General features: G+C 42.4%; 15 protein-coding genes. 4 read left to right on the forward strand and 11 right to left on the reverse strand.

What is annotated here, in order from left to right:
- Nucleotides 1-11: 11 nt before the first annotated feature.
- From A3IK_RS20080 to A3IK_RS0103690, 4 genes are all read left to right on the forward strand, one after another.
- A complete protein-coding gene (locus A3IK_RS20080) occupies nucleotides 12-3,008 on the forward strand; it encodes a polysaccharide biosynthesis tyrosine autokinase (RefSeq protein ID WP_020558622.1) in 2,997 nt (998 codons plus the stop codon).
- A complete protein-coding gene (locus A3IK_RS18415; protein ID WP_020558623.1) occupies nucleotides 3,005-4,324 on the forward strand; it encodes a tetratricopeptide repeat protein in 1,320 nt (439 codons plus the stop codon). Before A3IK_RS20080 ends, A3IK_RS18415 begins: the two co-directional genes overlap by 4 nt.
- On the forward strand, nucleotides 4,324-5,685 hold the full coding sequence (locus A3IK_RS0103685; protein WP_020558624.1) for an O-antigen ligase family protein: 1,362 nt from the start codon (nucleotides 4,324-4,326) through the stop codon (nucleotides 5,683-5,685). Before A3IK_RS18415 ends, A3IK_RS0103685 begins: the two co-directional genes overlap by 1 nt.
- A 329-nt stretch (nucleotides 5,686-6,014) precedes the next feature.
- Complete coding sequence (locus A3IK_RS0103690) at nucleotides 6,015-6,476, forward strand: cache domain-containing protein (RefSeq protein ID WP_020558625.1); 462 nt, start codon at nucleotides 6,015-6,017, stop codon at nucleotides 6,474-6,476.
- 63 nt (nucleotides 6,477-6,539) lie between these two features.
- On the opposite strand, the gene ispF is transcribed toward A3IK_RS0103690, so the two are convergent.
- The 11 genes from ispF to A3IK_RS0103745 all read right to left on the reverse strand — a co-directional run bounded on the left by ispF (nucleotide 6,540) and on the right by A3IK_RS0103745 (nucleotide 16,090).
- Nucleotides 6,540-7,013, reverse strand: a complete 474-nt coding sequence (gene ispF / locus A3IK_RS0103695; RefSeq protein ID WP_020558626.1) for a 2-C-methyl-D-erythritol 2,4-cyclodiphosphate synthase — start codon at nucleotides 7,011-7,013, stop codon at nucleotides 6,540-6,542.
- Complete coding sequence (locus tag A3IK_RS0103700; protein WP_020558627.1) at nucleotides 7,010-7,393, reverse strand: DUF2069 domain-containing protein; 384 nt, start codon at nucleotides 7,391-7,393, stop codon at nucleotides 7,010-7,012. Before A3IK_RS0103700 ends, ispF begins: the two co-directional genes overlap by 4 nt.
- Complete coding sequence (gene wrbA / locus A3IK_RS0103705) at nucleotides 7,390-7,977, reverse strand: NAD(P)H:quinone oxidoreductase (RefSeq protein WP_020558628.1); 588 nt, start codon at nucleotides 7,975-7,977, stop codon at nucleotides 7,390-7,392. The genes A3IK_RS0103700 and wrbA overlap by 4 nt, the downstream gene beginning before the upstream one ends.
- On the reverse strand, nucleotides 7,974-8,693 hold the full coding sequence (gene ispD / locus A3IK_RS0103710; protein WP_020558629.1) for a 2-C-methyl-D-erythritol 4-phosphate cytidylyltransferase: 720 nt from the start codon (nucleotides 8,691-8,693) through the stop codon (nucleotides 7,974-7,976). The genes wrbA and ispD overlap by 4 nt, the downstream gene beginning before the upstream one ends.
- A complete protein-coding gene (locus A3IK_RS18420; protein ID WP_020558630.1) occupies nucleotides 8,686-9,036 on the reverse strand; it encodes an FtsB family cell division protein in 351 nt (116 codons plus the stop codon). The genes ispD and A3IK_RS18420 overlap by 8 nt, the downstream gene beginning before the upstream one ends.
- A gap of 166 nt (nucleotides 9,037-9,202) precedes the next feature.
- A complete protein-coding gene (locus A3IK_RS0103720) occupies nucleotides 9,203-10,942 on the reverse strand; it encodes a BatD family protein (protein WP_020558631.1) in 1,740 nt (579 codons plus the stop codon).
- A complete protein-coding gene (locus A3IK_RS0103725) occupies nucleotides 10,936-12,726 on the reverse strand; it encodes a VWA domain-containing protein (RefSeq protein ID WP_020558632.1) in 1,791 nt (596 codons plus the stop codon). Before A3IK_RS0103725 ends, A3IK_RS0103720 begins: the two co-directional genes overlap by 7 nt.
- 1 nt (nucleotide 12,727) lies before the next feature.
- The gene (locus tag A3IK_RS0103730; protein WP_020558633.1) at nucleotides 12,728-13,708 is read right to left on the reverse strand and encodes a vWA domain-containing protein; all 981 of its coding nucleotides are present in this window, start codon (nucleotides 13,706-13,708) and stop codon (nucleotides 12,728-12,730) included.
- A 1-nt stretch (nucleotide 13,709) separates the two neighbouring features.
- The gene (locus tag A3IK_RS18425) at nucleotides 13,710-14,201 is read right to left on the reverse strand and encodes a DUF4381 domain-containing protein (protein WP_020558634.1); all 492 of its coding nucleotides are present in this window, start codon (nucleotides 14,199-14,201) and stop codon (nucleotides 13,710-13,712) included.
- Nucleotides 14,198-15,118 carry a DUF58 domain-containing protein gene (locus A3IK_RS0103740; protein ID WP_020558635.1) on the reverse strand — a complete coding sequence of 307 codons (921 nt, stop codon included), beginning with the start codon at nucleotides 15,116-15,118 and terminating at the stop codon, nucleotides 14,198-14,200. The genes A3IK_RS18425 and A3IK_RS0103740 overlap by 4 nt, the downstream gene beginning before the upstream one ends.
- Nucleotides 15,119-16,090 carry an AAA family ATPase gene (locus A3IK_RS0103745; RefSeq protein ID WP_020558636.1) on the reverse strand — a complete coding sequence of 324 codons (972 nt, stop codon included), beginning with the start codon at nucleotides 16,088-16,090 and terminating at the stop codon, nucleotides 15,119-15,121. It abuts the gene before it with no gap.
- Nucleotides 16,091-16,183: the final 93 nt, after the last annotated feature.

The following is a 16,183-nucleotide window of genomic DNA, read 5'->3' on the forward strand; positions in this document are numbered from 1 at the left end:
TAGTGGATTCAATGAACGCGGAATTAAATGCTTCTGAGTATGGGCGGCGTCAAACTTTCCCTACTCAATCTCAACAGGTTATTACAGCATCCTATCAAGAACCAATTAATGATGAGTCAGATGACAAAATTGATTTACGTGAGTTATGGCAAGTTATCATTAGACGCAGATGGTTAATTCTCTCCATTACAACCTTAGTACTCATGTTAGCACTCGTAGCAACCCTGATGATGACACCAATCTATCGAGCCAGTGCTACTTTGCAAATCCAGCCTGAGTCCTCTGGTAAAGTTTTAAGCTTTGGTGTTGAGGCTCAAGATGCTAATGTTACTGACAAGGACTACTATCAAACTCAATATGAGTTATTGAAAAGCCGTAATCTAGCACGGCGTACCATTGATAGCTTAAATCTAGATGCCGAGCTAAAAGGAGAACGAGTAGCTAAACCTTTTTTTGCTGAAACGTTAGATGAGATAAAGGCTTTATTTGGTGAGAAACCTACTGATCCGAATACCTCTAACGATGATCCGCTATTGGAATCTGAAACTACCCCAGCACCAGAAGAGTTGGTCAAAAAACTAGGTGAACGACCATTAGAAGATAAATTTCTTAGTAATTTAACTGTTTCACCAGTTAAGAACTCACAAATTGTCACACTTTCATATGATCATATTGATCCAGTAAAAGCATCAACTATTATTAACACTTTGAGTGAAAACTTTATTAATATGAACCTGGAGAGGCGGCGAGAGTCGGCTCAATATGCGGAGAAGTTTTTAAATGCTGAATTAGCAAAAGCTAAAAGCCAAGTAAATGAGTCTGAAAAAGAGTTATTCAACTTTTCTAAAGAAAAAGATATTACTAACATTGACCCTGAAAACAAACAAACCTTAACAGGACAGAAACTGCTAGACCTTAGTAAATCTTTATCTGAGGCTCAAAGTGAACGTATCAAAGCTGAAAGTCAATATGAAAAAACCCGAGCAAGTAGTGGTGCTAGTAAAACATTGAATAACTCCACTATTCAAGAACTCAAAAAGCAATTAGCACAAGCGGAAACCCAATATCAAGCAGAGTTAGCAGCTCCTACTGCTTATGATAATGAAGTGGTGAAAAATTTACGCAAGGAACTAGCCAAATTAGAAGGTGATTATATAGCAGAAAGAAGTGTTCCCACCGCTCGTGATAATGCGGTAGTACGTAGCTTACGCCAAGAACTCACTAAACTGCAGGGCGAATATCAGGCACAACTAAAAGCATCTACTGCACGTGATAATCCAGTTGTCTCAAGCCTACGCCAACAACTGACTAAATTACAAAGTGACTATCAAGCTGAGGTTAAAGCATCTAAAGTCCAAAGCACAGATCCAACCATTCAGGCTCTAAATCGACAGCTTCAGACCTTGCAAGCAGAATATCAAGAAAAACTCCAAGTCTATAAGCCTCTTTACCCGACCATGGTACAATTAAAACAAAAAATTGATACTATCAAGACTCAATTAGTTGAAGAAACAAGAGCTGTTAAGGGTAACAATATTAATAATCTCAAGCAACTAATTACTGAGATTGAAGCACAAATCCAGCGTGAAACACAAACTGTTAACAATACTACTTTAAATAATTTAAAGCAGCGAATTAGTGAATTAGAAGCCCAAATGATCATTGAAACTCGCACAGTACAATCAACAACTGTAAATAACTTAACACAACGAATTGACCAGTTAAGAACACAGATTATTCAGGAATCATCAGCTATTACAAAAACCACACTTAAAAACCTTGAGGAACGCGCCAATCGTTTACGAGCACAAATTCAGGATGAAACTAACAAAATTACTCAAACAAGTAGCGATGAACTAGAAGCCACATTAAAAGCTGCCCAACAGCGTGAAGCTGTATTAAGGGTTGATGTTGAGGCACAAAAGGCTGCACTATTCGAATTACAAGAAAAGAGCCTAGGCTTTAATACATTAAAACGTGAAGTAGAAAAAAGTCGTAATTTACATGAGGCTTTGTTACAGCGTATTAAAGAGGTAGGTGTAGCCAGTGGTATCGGTAATAACAATATATCGATTGTAGATCCAGCTGTGATTCCTTTTGCTAAATATAAGCCTAATACTAAACTTAATTTGGCTCTTGGTTTAGTATTGGGTTTACTTTTAGGTACTTTATTAGCTTTTTTACTCGAACTCCTTGATGATCGCATTAAGACCACAAGTGATTTAGAGCGCGTAGTAAAATTACCCTTACTAGGAATTACTCCGCTTATGAAAAACACTATTGATAAAGATATAGCATTAATCGCTTCTCAAAATCCCACCTCCGCGATGGCAGAGGCATTCCGCTCACTGAGAACGAATTTATTATTCTCTACTAGTGCTGGTGCGCCTTTAACACTATCTATTACAAGCTCTATGCCTAGCGAAGCTAAATCGAGTACTTGTACTAATCTAGCTGCTGTTTTTGCTCAGGCAGGTAAACAAATTCTAATTGTAGACTGCGATTTACGTAAGCCTACCTTGCATAAACGCTTAGAACTAGATAATAGTATAGGGCTTAGTGCCTATTTAACCCATCAAGCAACTATTGAAGAGGTAATTCAACAAACCTCTATGAAAGGTGTTTTTGCTATTACAGCAGGTCCTCTATCACCCAACCCAGCTGAGCTAATTTCGAGTCCACGCATGGAGGAGTTACTTACTTTAGCCCCAACACGTTTCGATATGATTATTATTGACTCCCCTCCAGTTATGGGGTTAGCCGATGCTTTAATTCTTGCCAATCGTGTGAATGCTACTATTCTAGTCGCAGCTCATGCACAGAGTAAAAAGCGTCCGCTACATGATGCTTATCAACGTTTACGCCAAGCCAATGCTAACTTAATTGGTGTGATTATGACTAAAATGAAAGCGGGTTCTAGTTATGGTTATAACTATGATTATTACTACTCTTATGGCTCTGACGCTAGTCGCACACGTAAACGCCTAACATCGGATACTAACTCATGATCTGGGTATGGCGTGGGCTATTAATATTAGGTTTGATAGGTATCAGCTATCTGATAGCGGTCTATCGTGTGGGAGGGGTAGGGCCTAATGATTTTACCTATCCAAAGTATAGCTCTTCTGATCTCGCAGGGGTAGAAGGCTTATTTCCTCCTCTAGAACCTTGGCAGGTACAGCGTAGCGAAGCCCTGTTAGATCAATCACAAGCTATTTATAATCTGGATATTAATCAAGCTTTGAGTTCAGAGTCATTAGCAGAAGCTAAAGCTCTAGCCTTACAGTCCTTGAAACAAGATATTACCTTTGGTTATGGGGCAGCACAGCTGTTAAGTATTTATGAAAAGCAGCAAGATCTAGAAAATGCGAATCAACTAGCTACACTTGCTACAGATTTAGCACCTGCCCATATAGCCACTCATTCTTATGTAGCGAACTATTGGCTTCGACAAGGTAATCTGGAAAAAGTATTATATGAATGGAATATATTGTTAACTCGTGACCCAAACAAATACAAAACATTATTTCCTATTTTATTGCAAGTCATTTCAGAAAATATAAATGACTTCATACCCTTTATAGAAACCCCCCCTACTTGGTGGAATCGTTTTTTTACTTTTGTTGCTCAATCCTCAGAGCATGGCGAGTTATTAGAAGTAATCTATAATAAACGCATACAGCTATCAAATGGTCCTCTATCATCACAAGAATTAAATACTTACATCGCACGCTTAATAAAAGATGGCTTTTGGGCTGCGGCTAAACAAGCTTGGATTGAGGGATTACTTAATCATCAGATTAAATTTGGTGGTACTATCTATGATGGTGGCTTTGAAGATACTCGCAATATAAATAAAGGAGGATTTTATTGGAGTTTTGGTCGACATAAATTATTTACTATAGAACCGAGCATTACCTCCGGCATGAAGGGATCAAGTGCGCTAAAGATCAACCTACGTAATACAGTTGTCCCTATTAACTTTCAGCATGTTAGTCAAAATTTAGCTCTAGAATCTAATGCATATATCTTTAATGCTTTATATAAAGTCGACAAACTAACAACCACGGGGGGATTGAGTTGGCGTATTCGCTGTCAAGATACACAAAAAACCTTACTAGGTGAAAGCACTGCGATAAAGGAACGTACCAGCTGGAGCAGTTTAAGTATCCGATTTACTGTCCCTAGTAATGACACTTGCGAAGGTCAAATGCTACGTTTAGAAGCAGCCAGCCCATATGCTCATAATAAAACCTTTAATGGAACAGTATGGTTTGATCAATTAAGCATTGTGCCTATTATAAATGAGGAGCGTTCTGAATAATGCTTGCTAATAAAAGCCAATGGGTAATGACTATTATAATAGGCTTACTATTTATTATTATCCCCATTCTATACAGCGGACGCACTCTTCAATCTCTGTTTCTATTGGAAATAGCCGCCCTATTACTCTTACTCATAACCGGGTGGAATTTATCGTGGCGTTCCCATATTAATAAACTTAGTTTAGTTTTATTCGGACTAATTTTAATAACTCCACTACTTTACTTAATACCCCTGCCTTATGATACATGGATTCAATTACCTGGTAGAGAGCGCTATCTAGCATCATTAGAGTGGTTGACACAAAAAGCCCATATTGAACCTTATTTGGCTATTAGTATTATACCTTATAAAGCTGTTCATGCTTTTTTAGCTATGATACCCCTAGTTGCTATTACCCTAGCGCTAACAACCTTAAACTCTAAACAACGTTATTATTTGGTAGTTTTATTTTTAATAGTCGCCTGCTTTCAAGCTATTTTAGCCTTAATGCAGTATATGAATCCTAATGCAGAACTCCTTAAATGGGTAGGAGCTGATACCGGGCGTAGTTCACAGGGTACTTACCGAAATCGGGATCATTTAGCCACTTTTATGGTCATAGCTCTACCTATGGCAATCGGTTTAACCATTTATAGTATTGGTCTTAAAACCTCCACAGATAATGGTAGAAAAACACAAGAATGGCGTATCACTACCACTTTAACCTATTTATCTCTACTATTGATTATCTTAATAGGTGCTATTTTCACCCGCTCACGGGCAGGGGTATTGCTTACTATAGTAGCCCTAATTGTCACCTTACCCACATTTGCCCCTCATATGGGAGGGCGTAAGGCGGCTGGTATTATCGCTAGTATTTTGGGCTTGGGCTCTGCCCTATTAGCCAGTATTGGGTTAATTCCAGTCTTAAATCGCTTTATTGTCGCTAGCCCATCAGAAGATGGACGCTGGGAAATGTTTGCTATGACTATGAAAGCGATTAAGGAGTTTTTTCCCATTGGATCTGGGCCTAGTACTTTCCAAGAAATCTATCGCGGTTTTCAACCTGTTGAGCAATTAAAATTCATTAATCATGCTCACAATGATTATTTAGAATTGATTTTAGAAATTGGTGCTTTAGGTATTGTGCTACTAGCTCTCGCCTTTATTGTTTACATTATGGGTTGGGTGGCTATGTGGGGTACACAGTGGGATCGTGAGCGTATTATTAAAGTGGCGGCGGGTATTGGAATTTTACTATTCATGCTGCACGCTATTTTAGAATTTACCTCTCATACGCCTGCTAATGCAATGTTTTTAGCCTTTTTGGCAGGGCTATTCTTAAAGTTGCCTAGTGATTCTCAACTCAGTAAAACCTAATACTTGGCTGATTAAATGTTATAAGCTCTCGTAAAACGGTGGCTAGTACCTGTAGTGCTAACCACTGTTTTACGAGATATCCATTAGCATTGTCGACAATTTTTATATCTATCGATCATCTAAGTTTATAATCGCTACTTCAAAGCGCTTTCATAGGTTTTAATAATCCTAGAATTAATAAAATTGTCGACTATTTCAGTTAAACCCTCTTTAAAAAAATCCTAACTTAGCTACACTCTTCTCACCTTTGAGAGAGGTGGATTTTCGAGCAAGGCACAGTATGCTAAGCCAAAATCGTAGGATTAATTAACCAGAGGAGGAGACTTCATATGAAAAAGCTGACTTATATATTAGGAATTACCCTTACTGCCTTGAGTTTAAATGTTTTGGCTGCTGATGAAATTGGTAATGAAGCAGAAGCACAAGCTATGAGTGAAAAGGCCGCTACTTTAGTCAATGAAAAAGGCGATGAGGCTTTTACTGTATTTGCGGATAAAGCGGGCGGTTATCAGGAAAAAGACCTGTATGTATTTTGCATGGATTTAGAGGGTAAAATGTTATCCCATGCCATAAAGCCTGAGCTAGTTGGTCAAGAAATGAAAGATTTTGATAAATATGGTGATAAACTATTTCTCAATATGATTGATACCGCGAAATCTACTGAGGGCAAAGGTTGGGTTGAATATAAATGGCCTTATCCGGGTACTGAAGATTTAAAAGCCAAGAAAACCTATGTAATTAAAAATGATAAAGGCTTTTTCTGTGGCGTGGGCGCTTATGTAGCAGAATAATACTAGGCTAATCCTGCGAAATAGTTCTACTTAGCTTAATACTAGGTAGAGCTGTTTAAGCGCTCAAATAGTTAATAATAAAACCACGGCATGCGCTGAAATACCTTCTTTTCGTCCCTCAAAGCCTAAACGTTCCGTGGTGGTAGCCTTAATATTGATTTGTTCTATAGTACATTGCAAATCCGCAGCTAAGTTGTTTCGCATTGCTACAATATGCGGAGCCATTTTTGGGGCTTGAGCGATAATAGTTCCGTCTAAATTACCAATCTTATACCCACGCTCTTGTACTAACTTAAATACATGACGTAATAAAATACGGCTATCAATATTTTTATACTCACTAGCCGTATCGGGAAAATGCTGACCAATATCGCCTAAAGCACAAGCTCCTAATAAGGCATCGCAAATGGCATGAATTAAGACATCACCATCTGAATGAGCTTTAAAAGCATGAGTATGTGGTATTTTTACCCCACCTAAAACAATATAATTGCCCTCGGTAAAGGCGTGTACATCGTAACCATGCCCTATTCTCATTTTTGTATGACACCTTGTTGCTGTAAGGCTACTGCCTTGTTATGACGGCTAATCACTTTAGCACACATAAAACTACCACTATATAAGCATATACTGAGTATTATCATGCTATAGCCATAAAGAGGCTCAGAACCTGTATTTAAAAACCCTATAATGACATAAACTAGTGCTAGCAAAATAGCGTAGACATATATTTTTCCTATGTCTTTTACTATACCCGGTACTAGCACGATTAATGGAATGAGTAATAAACTCAATTCAAGCACTAATGGCACATATTGCACTAACGATAGTTGTAAATTCCAAACCAAAATCAAGGCTATTAAACCCAACAACCCCGCTAAACTTAAAGCTTTCCAATACCACGGAATAGTGATCATAATTTAACTGCCAGCGTTGCTAGACGCTTACCTAATGCTCTACAAAGGCGTTTTTCTTCCTCACTCAGCGGACGTTTGCTATCACTACCAGACACATGAGTCGCACCATAGGGTGTCCCGCCTGTTTGGGTAGTGATTAAATCAGCATTAGAGTAAGGCAGTCCTACGATCATCATACCGTGGTGCAATAGGGGTAACATCATTGATAATAAAGTACTTTCTTGTCCACCGTGCAAACTAGAGGTGGAGGTAAACACCGCCGCAGGCTTATCCACTAACGCACCCGACAACCATAAGCCGCTAGTTTGCTCCCAAAAATATTTTAAGGGTGCTGCCATATTGCCAAAACGTCCGGGGCTACCTAAGGCTAGAGCAGCACAATCCCTTAAGTCCTCTAGTGTCACATAGGGCGCACCGGAGGTTGGAATGCTATCAGCTATAGCCTCACACTCTGCTGAAACCTCAGGTACAGTGCGCAGTTTCACTTCACACCCTGCTACGGACTCTACCCCACGCGCTATCTGCTGCGCCATCAAGGCAGTATTCCCCTGACGACTATAATATAAAATCAAAACGATTTTCATAGTTCTTCCCCGCGCATAGACTGCAACAATAGATTAGCTAAGACTAAGTCACTAGGGCGGGTAATTTTAATATTCCAAGCATCCCCTTCGACTAGGCGCGGCTTCAGCCCTTGAGCCTCTAAGGCAGAGGCCTCATCCGTGAGCGCGGCTCCTGTAGCTAGACCCTGCTCTATAGCTTGCTTCAGTATACCTAAAGGGGCGGCTTGTGGGGTCAGCGCATGCCATAAGCCTGCTCTTGGCTCAGTATAGGCCACTAACGCCTGCTCAGTGGCACGTTTCATAGTGTCACGCACTGAATAGCCTAACAACGCCCCCTCTGGACTATTTTGAGCGATCTCAACTAGATGATTAAGGTCTGTTTGACTCAAACAAGGGCGTGCTGCATCATGCACCAATACCACACTCTCCGCTGATATTTGCAACACATCGGTTAAATAGCACAAACCATTTAATACGGAATCAGCACGTTCCTTCCCACCTTCTGTCCAAAAAATGGGGGTAGTAGAGTGTGAAAAATGCAATTGCTGCCAATAGGGATCGTCAGCACTCACCACCACCACAATCCCTGCAATCACAGCATGTTCAATAAAACAACTCAAGGTATGCTCCAATACAGTTTTACCTTGGAGCTCCAAATATTGTTTAGGGCGATCAACCTGCATACGCTTCCCAACGCCAGCCGCTGGAATCACCACCCAGACTTTTGCCTTATTCAACACGCACTCCTGTAGTACTAGAACTAGCAGGCAGCGGGGCTAATAAGGGTGCTTCGGGCTGATTTTTGAGAATCACCTGATAAAATGTTTCACCTGCTTTAATCATCCCTAATTCGCTCCGTGCATAATCCTCTATAGTATCATTATCCCTAGTGATACTAGTGACATCGGCTTGTAATTTACGATTACGTTCAGCAAGCTGTTGATTTTCATCTTTTTGGGCTTGGATGCGCTGCTCTAGCTCCCAGATTTCGGGGTAACTTCCTGATCCTACCCAAATCCGAATACTTAAAAAAAACAGCACAAAACCCAGCACCCATAACATCATTGGTGTCAGCTTCATTCTCGATCCTAAAACAAGGGCAATAGCCCAGCAAACTTAAGCATATCAAAGCACACACCGAATTTCAGACAAAGTCACTATTGCGGTGTTTTTATCACCACTATAGAGGATATACACGATTACTTTTGTCTAATTATTTACCTGTATGACAGAAAATCTAGCTTCTTTATTTGTATACTGGATATAACGGCATTAAATGTGAGGATGTATTGGTATCCGTTGGCGGATATTTAAACTCTTTCACCGCTTTAGCCAAATTAGCACCCTCCCAATTTTTATCGCCCCCTTCTTTGCTATAAAGCGCCTGCTCTAATTCGTTCATAGCGGTTTTGAGGTCTTGGCTTGCAATGGCTCTTAAATTCACCCACTGTGGGCTAGGTAGTGCTAAGACATCACGCGCCCAAGCGGTTAAGCCTAATTGCGCGGCCTGCTTATCCTGTTGAGCACAGGCTTTCAGTAAATGATTTAAACTCCCCCGCTGTAAACTGTCTTGTACGGGGTTATGGTTCTGAGACCCTTGTTTTTTACCATGGCGATACGCAATAGCACCCACCACTAATACAATAAATGCTAACAATGCCGCCCATAGCCATCCTGCCCAGCGCGGATTAACCACAGGCTCTTCTGCCTTAGGTGGAGTCGCTGCTACCGTATTATCATGAGCAGGTTGAGGCGCGGTATTAGCCTCTGTCTTTGCCGGTGGATCTGCCACCCAAGGTTCACCCCCGACCTTAAACTGTGTGGCATCTAACTGCGCTAATTCTTGTTGTTGTGTTTCAGTATTCCACCAATCCAGTGTCATTTCAGGAATATTAAAATCTCCACCGCCTGAAGCAATAAATACCCACTTCTCTTGACGAATACCAATAATACCTTCCTCTCGCACCTGATCATTTAATAAGGGTTGATCACTATAGGCCTTCATGCCGACTGGAACCGGAATAGTCAGCGCGGGTAATTGTTCTGCCGTCAAACCATCCGCCATAATAGCAATCGTTAGCGTAACCGGCTCACCCGCTTGCAAAGAATCTAAGGGTTTATCCCATGAAGCATTTAAACTAATATTTTTAGCCGGTAACCAATCTTTGCCCGTATAGAGGGGATCCTGTGGGGCAACAGTAATATCAAAGGGTTTGGAAAAACGCCTAACATTTTTCCCGCCTAAACTAAAGGCAAAATAACGCCCTAAAGGATCATTATTATTATTAGCATTAGGGTCAGGAATAACACCTTCAAAAATAGTCCGGCCTATAGTCAATGTACCGCTTTGTTGAGCCATCAGGGCAAATTTACGTTCAATCACTTCATAACGTTTACTATTACGCACAATAGTATGGGCGGTCGGTGAACCTAGTTGGCGCAATAAACCTTTGCCCTGTTCAATTTGCGGTAACGTTAAAGAAGCTTGGGTATTATCGAGGCGGGTACTGGCTAATAAGCGTTGAGTTAAAATAACTTGCTGCTGCACTAAAGGAGCCTTAGGCTCAATATCAAACTCAATTAAAATATCAGCCGGGGCATTTTTATTATTACTTGCGCTAGGGCTTGTACTATCGCTTACGGTTAACCTAATAGGATCAGTACTTTCATTACCTACCACGATGGCTGGAATAATTAACTGCCCCGCTTTACGTGGATAGAGTGATAGCACCCAACGTGAAGTTTGAGTGACACGACCATTAATAGAGCTAGATAACTCTTCTTGACGTTGAGAGCTGATCTCAAAATCTTGATCTAAGACAGATAAATCAGGTGCTACAGTGGTATGATCCGTCGCCGTAATAGTAAGCTCTATCGCATCACCATAGGCTAACTCCGTTTGGTCGACGCTGCTTTGTACCGCAGCCCAACTATAACCGACAGTACTAAACCAGATTAAACCCGCTATCAAAATACGCTTTACCATTGTGAACCCTGCTCTTGTGGAGTACGTTGTTGATACTGATATAAAAACTTACGCCGCCATAATTCCGCAGGATCATCGGGAATCCGCCGCAACCATTGCTCCGTAGCTTGCTGTTGCTCTCGACTTTGTTCAGACTGCGGCTCACTCTGTTGAGTAGCCTCTTTAGTGGGGGACGGCTTTTGTTCTGGTCGCTTAGCTTCTGGCTTTTGTTCAGTAACCTCTGGTTTTTCCTGTTTTGACTCGGCTTGATCTTGAGGCTTAGACCGTTGATCATTTTGCTGTTGATCACTTTCTTGCGGTTTGGCGTTTTTATCTTGATCTTTTGAGCCAGATGAAGAACCGGATTGTTGTTGTGAGCTATTGCCCTGCTGCGGTTGCTGATCTTTTTGTTGATCTTGTTGCTGCTGCTGAGCTTGCTGTTTTTTCAACTCAGCTTCGACCAGTTTACGATTATAAAGGGCGTCTTCATGTTTAGGATTTTGCGCCAATACTTCATCATAAGCCTTTAATGCTTCAGCGAACTTACCTTGTTTGGCTAAGGTATTAGCATAATTATAGCGTGCCTCTGGTGAAGTTTGGTTTTTATAATACTGTTCGGCCTTATTCCACTCTTTTCCTTCATAGGCTGCCGCTGCTTTCCAATCAGGTTGCTGAAACTGTTGCTCAGCCTGCTTAAACTCCTGTTTGTGCATGGCTTGCATAGCCTGCTGATCTGGCGTCTCAAATAAATATTGCAGTTCTAAGGCTAATACTGGCTCAGGATGGGTACTCATGACAAATGCAACCGCTAAAACCAACCACCCGCGCCTAAATATGCCCATCATTAAAAAAATAATAGGAATTAATAACCAGTAACCGGCATTCAACCATACGGTCGCTTGTTGGTTTTGTAATTGTGGGGCTTGATCTTGTACATGTTGCTCCCATAGTGCTTGTAATTGCTTAATCTCGCTATCATTAATAGTCGTTTCTAAAGCTAAACCACGCCCTGCTTGAGCGACGGCTGTAATGGCTGCTTTATTGACAGGAGCAAGTATGGTCTTACCTTGATCATCTTTGAGAAAGCTCTTATTAGGAATCGGAATGGGTGCGCCCTTTTCAGTCCCGATAGCCAAAGTAGATACATTAAAACCATCCTGATTGGCTAATTGTGCCGCATAGATAGCATCAGTCTCATCATCAACTCCATCCGTTATCAGTAAAATATCCCCTTGACGGGCATTGGCTTGCGTCAATAATTGCCGTGCCTCCGTAATCACTGGAGCTAAGCGACTGCCCATGGCTGGCATAATATCGGGGGTTAGGTTTTTCACTTGCTCGGCAATAGTTACCGTATCCGTGGTCAGCGGTGTCACTACAAAGGCATCACCCGCAAATACCACTAAAGCGGTTTGACCGTCTTTACGTTGCGCTAAAATATCTAGTAATTTAAAGCGTGCCTGATTTAGGCGATCAGGTGCCACATCTTTTGCCCACATGGACATGGATAAATCTAACCCAATCACTAAAGCATGCGGATTATCATATACCGGCACTTCACGCTTTTGCCAACTAGGCCCGGCTAAAGCACACACGGTTAACACCCATATTAGCCCTAATATGACTAATTGCCAGCGCTGCGAATCGATCAGTTTACCAGTCAATACAAAGGGAGCGAGTTTGGCATCCACCCATTCTTGCCAATGGACTTGTTTAGGGGCATAGAGCAGCCACAATACCAAAGGTAGCGCTAATAAGAGAACTAGCCACCAAGGATACAAAAAATGTAACTGGGAAAAATCCACGCTATTCCACTCGCCTCCACACTAATAATCCCACCCCTAATACCACTGCCAATGCCAGAGGCCAGGTAAATAACTCGTGTTGCGGACGCCATTGTTTACCCTCTTGCTCAATCGGCTCTAATCGATCCAGCTCGCTATAAATACGGCTAAACTCGGTTGTATCGCGAGCGCGAAAATATTGCCCACTTGTTTTACTCGCAATGAGTTTTAATAATCCCTCATCTAAATCAGCAGAAGGATTATTAAAAGAAAATCCAAAGGCACTATTTACCATATTCGCATCGGAGCCAATCCCAACCGTATAGATTTTTAATCCAGCTTTAGCTGCCATATCGGCGGCCTCTTTCGGATCTACTGAACCAGCGGTATTAGCCCCATCGGTCATTAAAATCAAAACCCGATTTTTTTCAGGATTATCCTTAAGGCGTTTGAGTGCTAAACCTATGGCATCACCAATCGCAGTACGTTCACCCGCCAAGCCAATAAAGGACTCGCGCATCAGGCGACTCACGGTAGCGGCATCAAAGGTTAAAGGCACTTGCAAATAAGCTTGATCGGCAAACACAATGAGTCCCAAACGATCCCCTTGGCGTTTGCGAATAAAATCACCGGCAACATATTGTGTCGCGGTCAAACGATCTACCATACGCCCATTTAGCTCAAAATCCGTTTCCCGCATACTGCCAGATAGATCAACGGCTAACATTAGGTCACGCCCGCTAAAAGGTAGAGCCACAGGCTCACCAATCCACACCGGACGAGCCACGGCAACCACTAAAGCACCCCAGATAATACTGGCTAATAATAATTTTAAGCGGCTCTGCCACGTGCTTTGCTCCACCCATTCGCCTAACTCAAACTCATCCACATTAGGGACTTTTAAGGCTAGGGTATTATCCGCACTGGCTTTAGGCGAGAGCCAGTACACTAAAATCGGCAGCGGCAATAGAGCAAAAGCCCACCACCATAGAAATTCATACATACTAAGAACCTATCAACTGCGGTTTGAGCTGAGCATTAATCCATGTTCGTACTTGTTGTATTAATTGGGTACTATTCACATCCTCAATCGGACGATAAGGCATTTCGCTTAAAGCATGGGCTAAATCGGCACTCATCACCGGATTGCCGGCCTGTTGTAAAAACTCGGCCCAAGCGGCCCCTGTTAAACCCGCTGTTTGGGAGCGCCCATATTGTTGCATTGCGACTCGACGTAACAAACTGGAAACCGCTTGTACTAATTGACGCTTATCATTGTGATAATGCTGCTCAATAAGCTTCAATTCTTTGAGTGCTTGTTGAATAGCCAAACGCCGCCGATTAGTGCGATATTTATGATACTCAACCAGCAGCATACCAAGTGCAATCGCTCCTAAAATCAATAACAGCCACCAGCCGATGGCAGGAGGCCACCAGCCAATGGGGTCTGGGAAATGAATAGGGCGTAAAGGAAGTTCAGTCGTGCTAGGTGTCATGCAATACTCCGCGCTAATAAACGCAAGCGCTCGGTCGTATTCATATCTGTACTAATAGTCAAAAAGCCCATCCGATAGCGCCTAGCATATTGTTTTAATTGGTTTAGCTGTAAACTAGAACGCTCGGCATAACACTCCCGAAAGCGTTGTTGTAACGATATCCATAAACTATACTGCCCATCGGTTAGGCGCAGTTTACCATTCAGATGATCGGGCATTTTTGCTTCAAAGGGGTCTTGAATATGAATTAAGCTGACCTCGCAGTGCTGCGATATTAAGGCTAATTGGCGCAAAGCAGCCGGGGTGGTTTGTTTAAAATCACTAATCAATATCACTTGAGCGCCCGCCGTCGCCACCCGCCGCAAGCGCCCCCAGCTTTCATCTAATAATGATAAGGCGGCTTGCGTATTAGGTTGCTGTAATTGTGTGGTATCTGCAATATGCCGTAATAAATGCAAGGCAGCGCCATAAGCATGGCTGGGTTTGAATTCCGCACAGTGATGTGTTGTTTGAATAAAGCCGCCAATCCGATCACCCGCTTCTAAGGTTTTCCACACTAGCAAAGCCGCTACTTCTGAGGCTAAGACACTTTTAAAGCAGTTTCGGGTGGCAAAATACATGGCTGGGCGCATATCTAGCCACAGCATCACGGGGCGCTCGCGCTCCTCTTGGAATACTTTGGTGTGTACCTTGCCACTACGCGCCGTCACACGCCAATCAATCGTCCGAATATCATCACCTGCTTGATAAGGACGGGATTCGGCAAAATCCATGCCCCGCCCTTTAAAAACGGTACGATATCCACCAGACGTGTTAGCCTCTGCGTGTTTTTTGGCACGCTGCAAGGCTGCAACTTGAGCTTTTAAACGAATTAGGGCGTTTAAAGAGCTATAAACAATACCCTCACCGGCTTGCATCTAAGGTACTGCCACCACATTAAGTAATTCGGTGACTAACCCTTGACGCGTCATACCGTCTGCTTCAGCTTCAAAAGTCATAATAATCCGGTGGCGCAATACATCATGTGCAATCGCCTGCACGTCCTCTGGGCTAACAAAGTCCCGTCCATTAAGCCAGGCATGCGCCCGAGAGCAGCGATCTAAGGCTAAAGTCGCCCGTGGACTCGCACCAAACGCAATACTTCCCTTTAATAAACCGCCATAAGGGCCGGGCTTACGGGTCGCCATCACCAATTGCACCATATATTGCTCTACATTCTGCGCCATATAGAGGCTTAATATTTGTTGGCGTGCAGCAAAGATATCGTTTTGACTGACCAACACTTGCTTGGTTGTCACATCATGACGCACTTGTTGTAATGCTTCTTGGCGGGCAAGCTGGAGGATTTTATATTCATCCTCTACATTCGGGTAATCCACCACTACATGCATTAAAAAGCGGTCTAATTGCGCCTCTGGTAGTTGATACGTCCCTTCTTGCTCAATCGGGTTTTGGGTTGCCATTACTAAAAATGGCTCTGGTAAACGCCAAGTGGTGCCTGCAACAGTAATCTGGCGCTCAGCCATGGCTTCTAACAGAGCAGATTGCACCTTAGCGGGTGCGCGATTGATTTCATCCGCCAGAATCAGATTATGAAACAAAGGTCCCTTTTGAAATTTAAAGCTACTATCGCTAGGATAGAACACTTCGGTCCCTGTAATGTCGGCAGGTAGTAAGTCGGGGGTAAATTGTACACGATGAAAGTCGCCCTCAATCGCTTGACCGAGCACTTGAATCGCGCGGGTTTTAGCAAGCCCTGGTGCACCCTCTACCAATAAGTGACCATCCGCTAATAACGCAATAAGCAGGCGATTAATAAGCGTGTGCTGACCGATGATTTTACTGCCAAGGTAATGGGCCAAATTGTCAAAATTTTGTTTTTGATTCATGCCTAAAAAGCCATTTTAACGTGTATGATGGTTTCTATCGCGCCCCTAAGGGCGAATTGGAAAGGAGTTATGCCTCTCCCAACTCAGTATATC

This window comes from Thiofilum flexile DSM 14609, assembly GCF_000380185.1.
GTDB classification, from domain to species: Bacteria; Pseudomonadota; Gammaproteobacteria; order Thiotrichales; family Thiotrichaceae; genus Thiofilum; species Thiofilum flexile.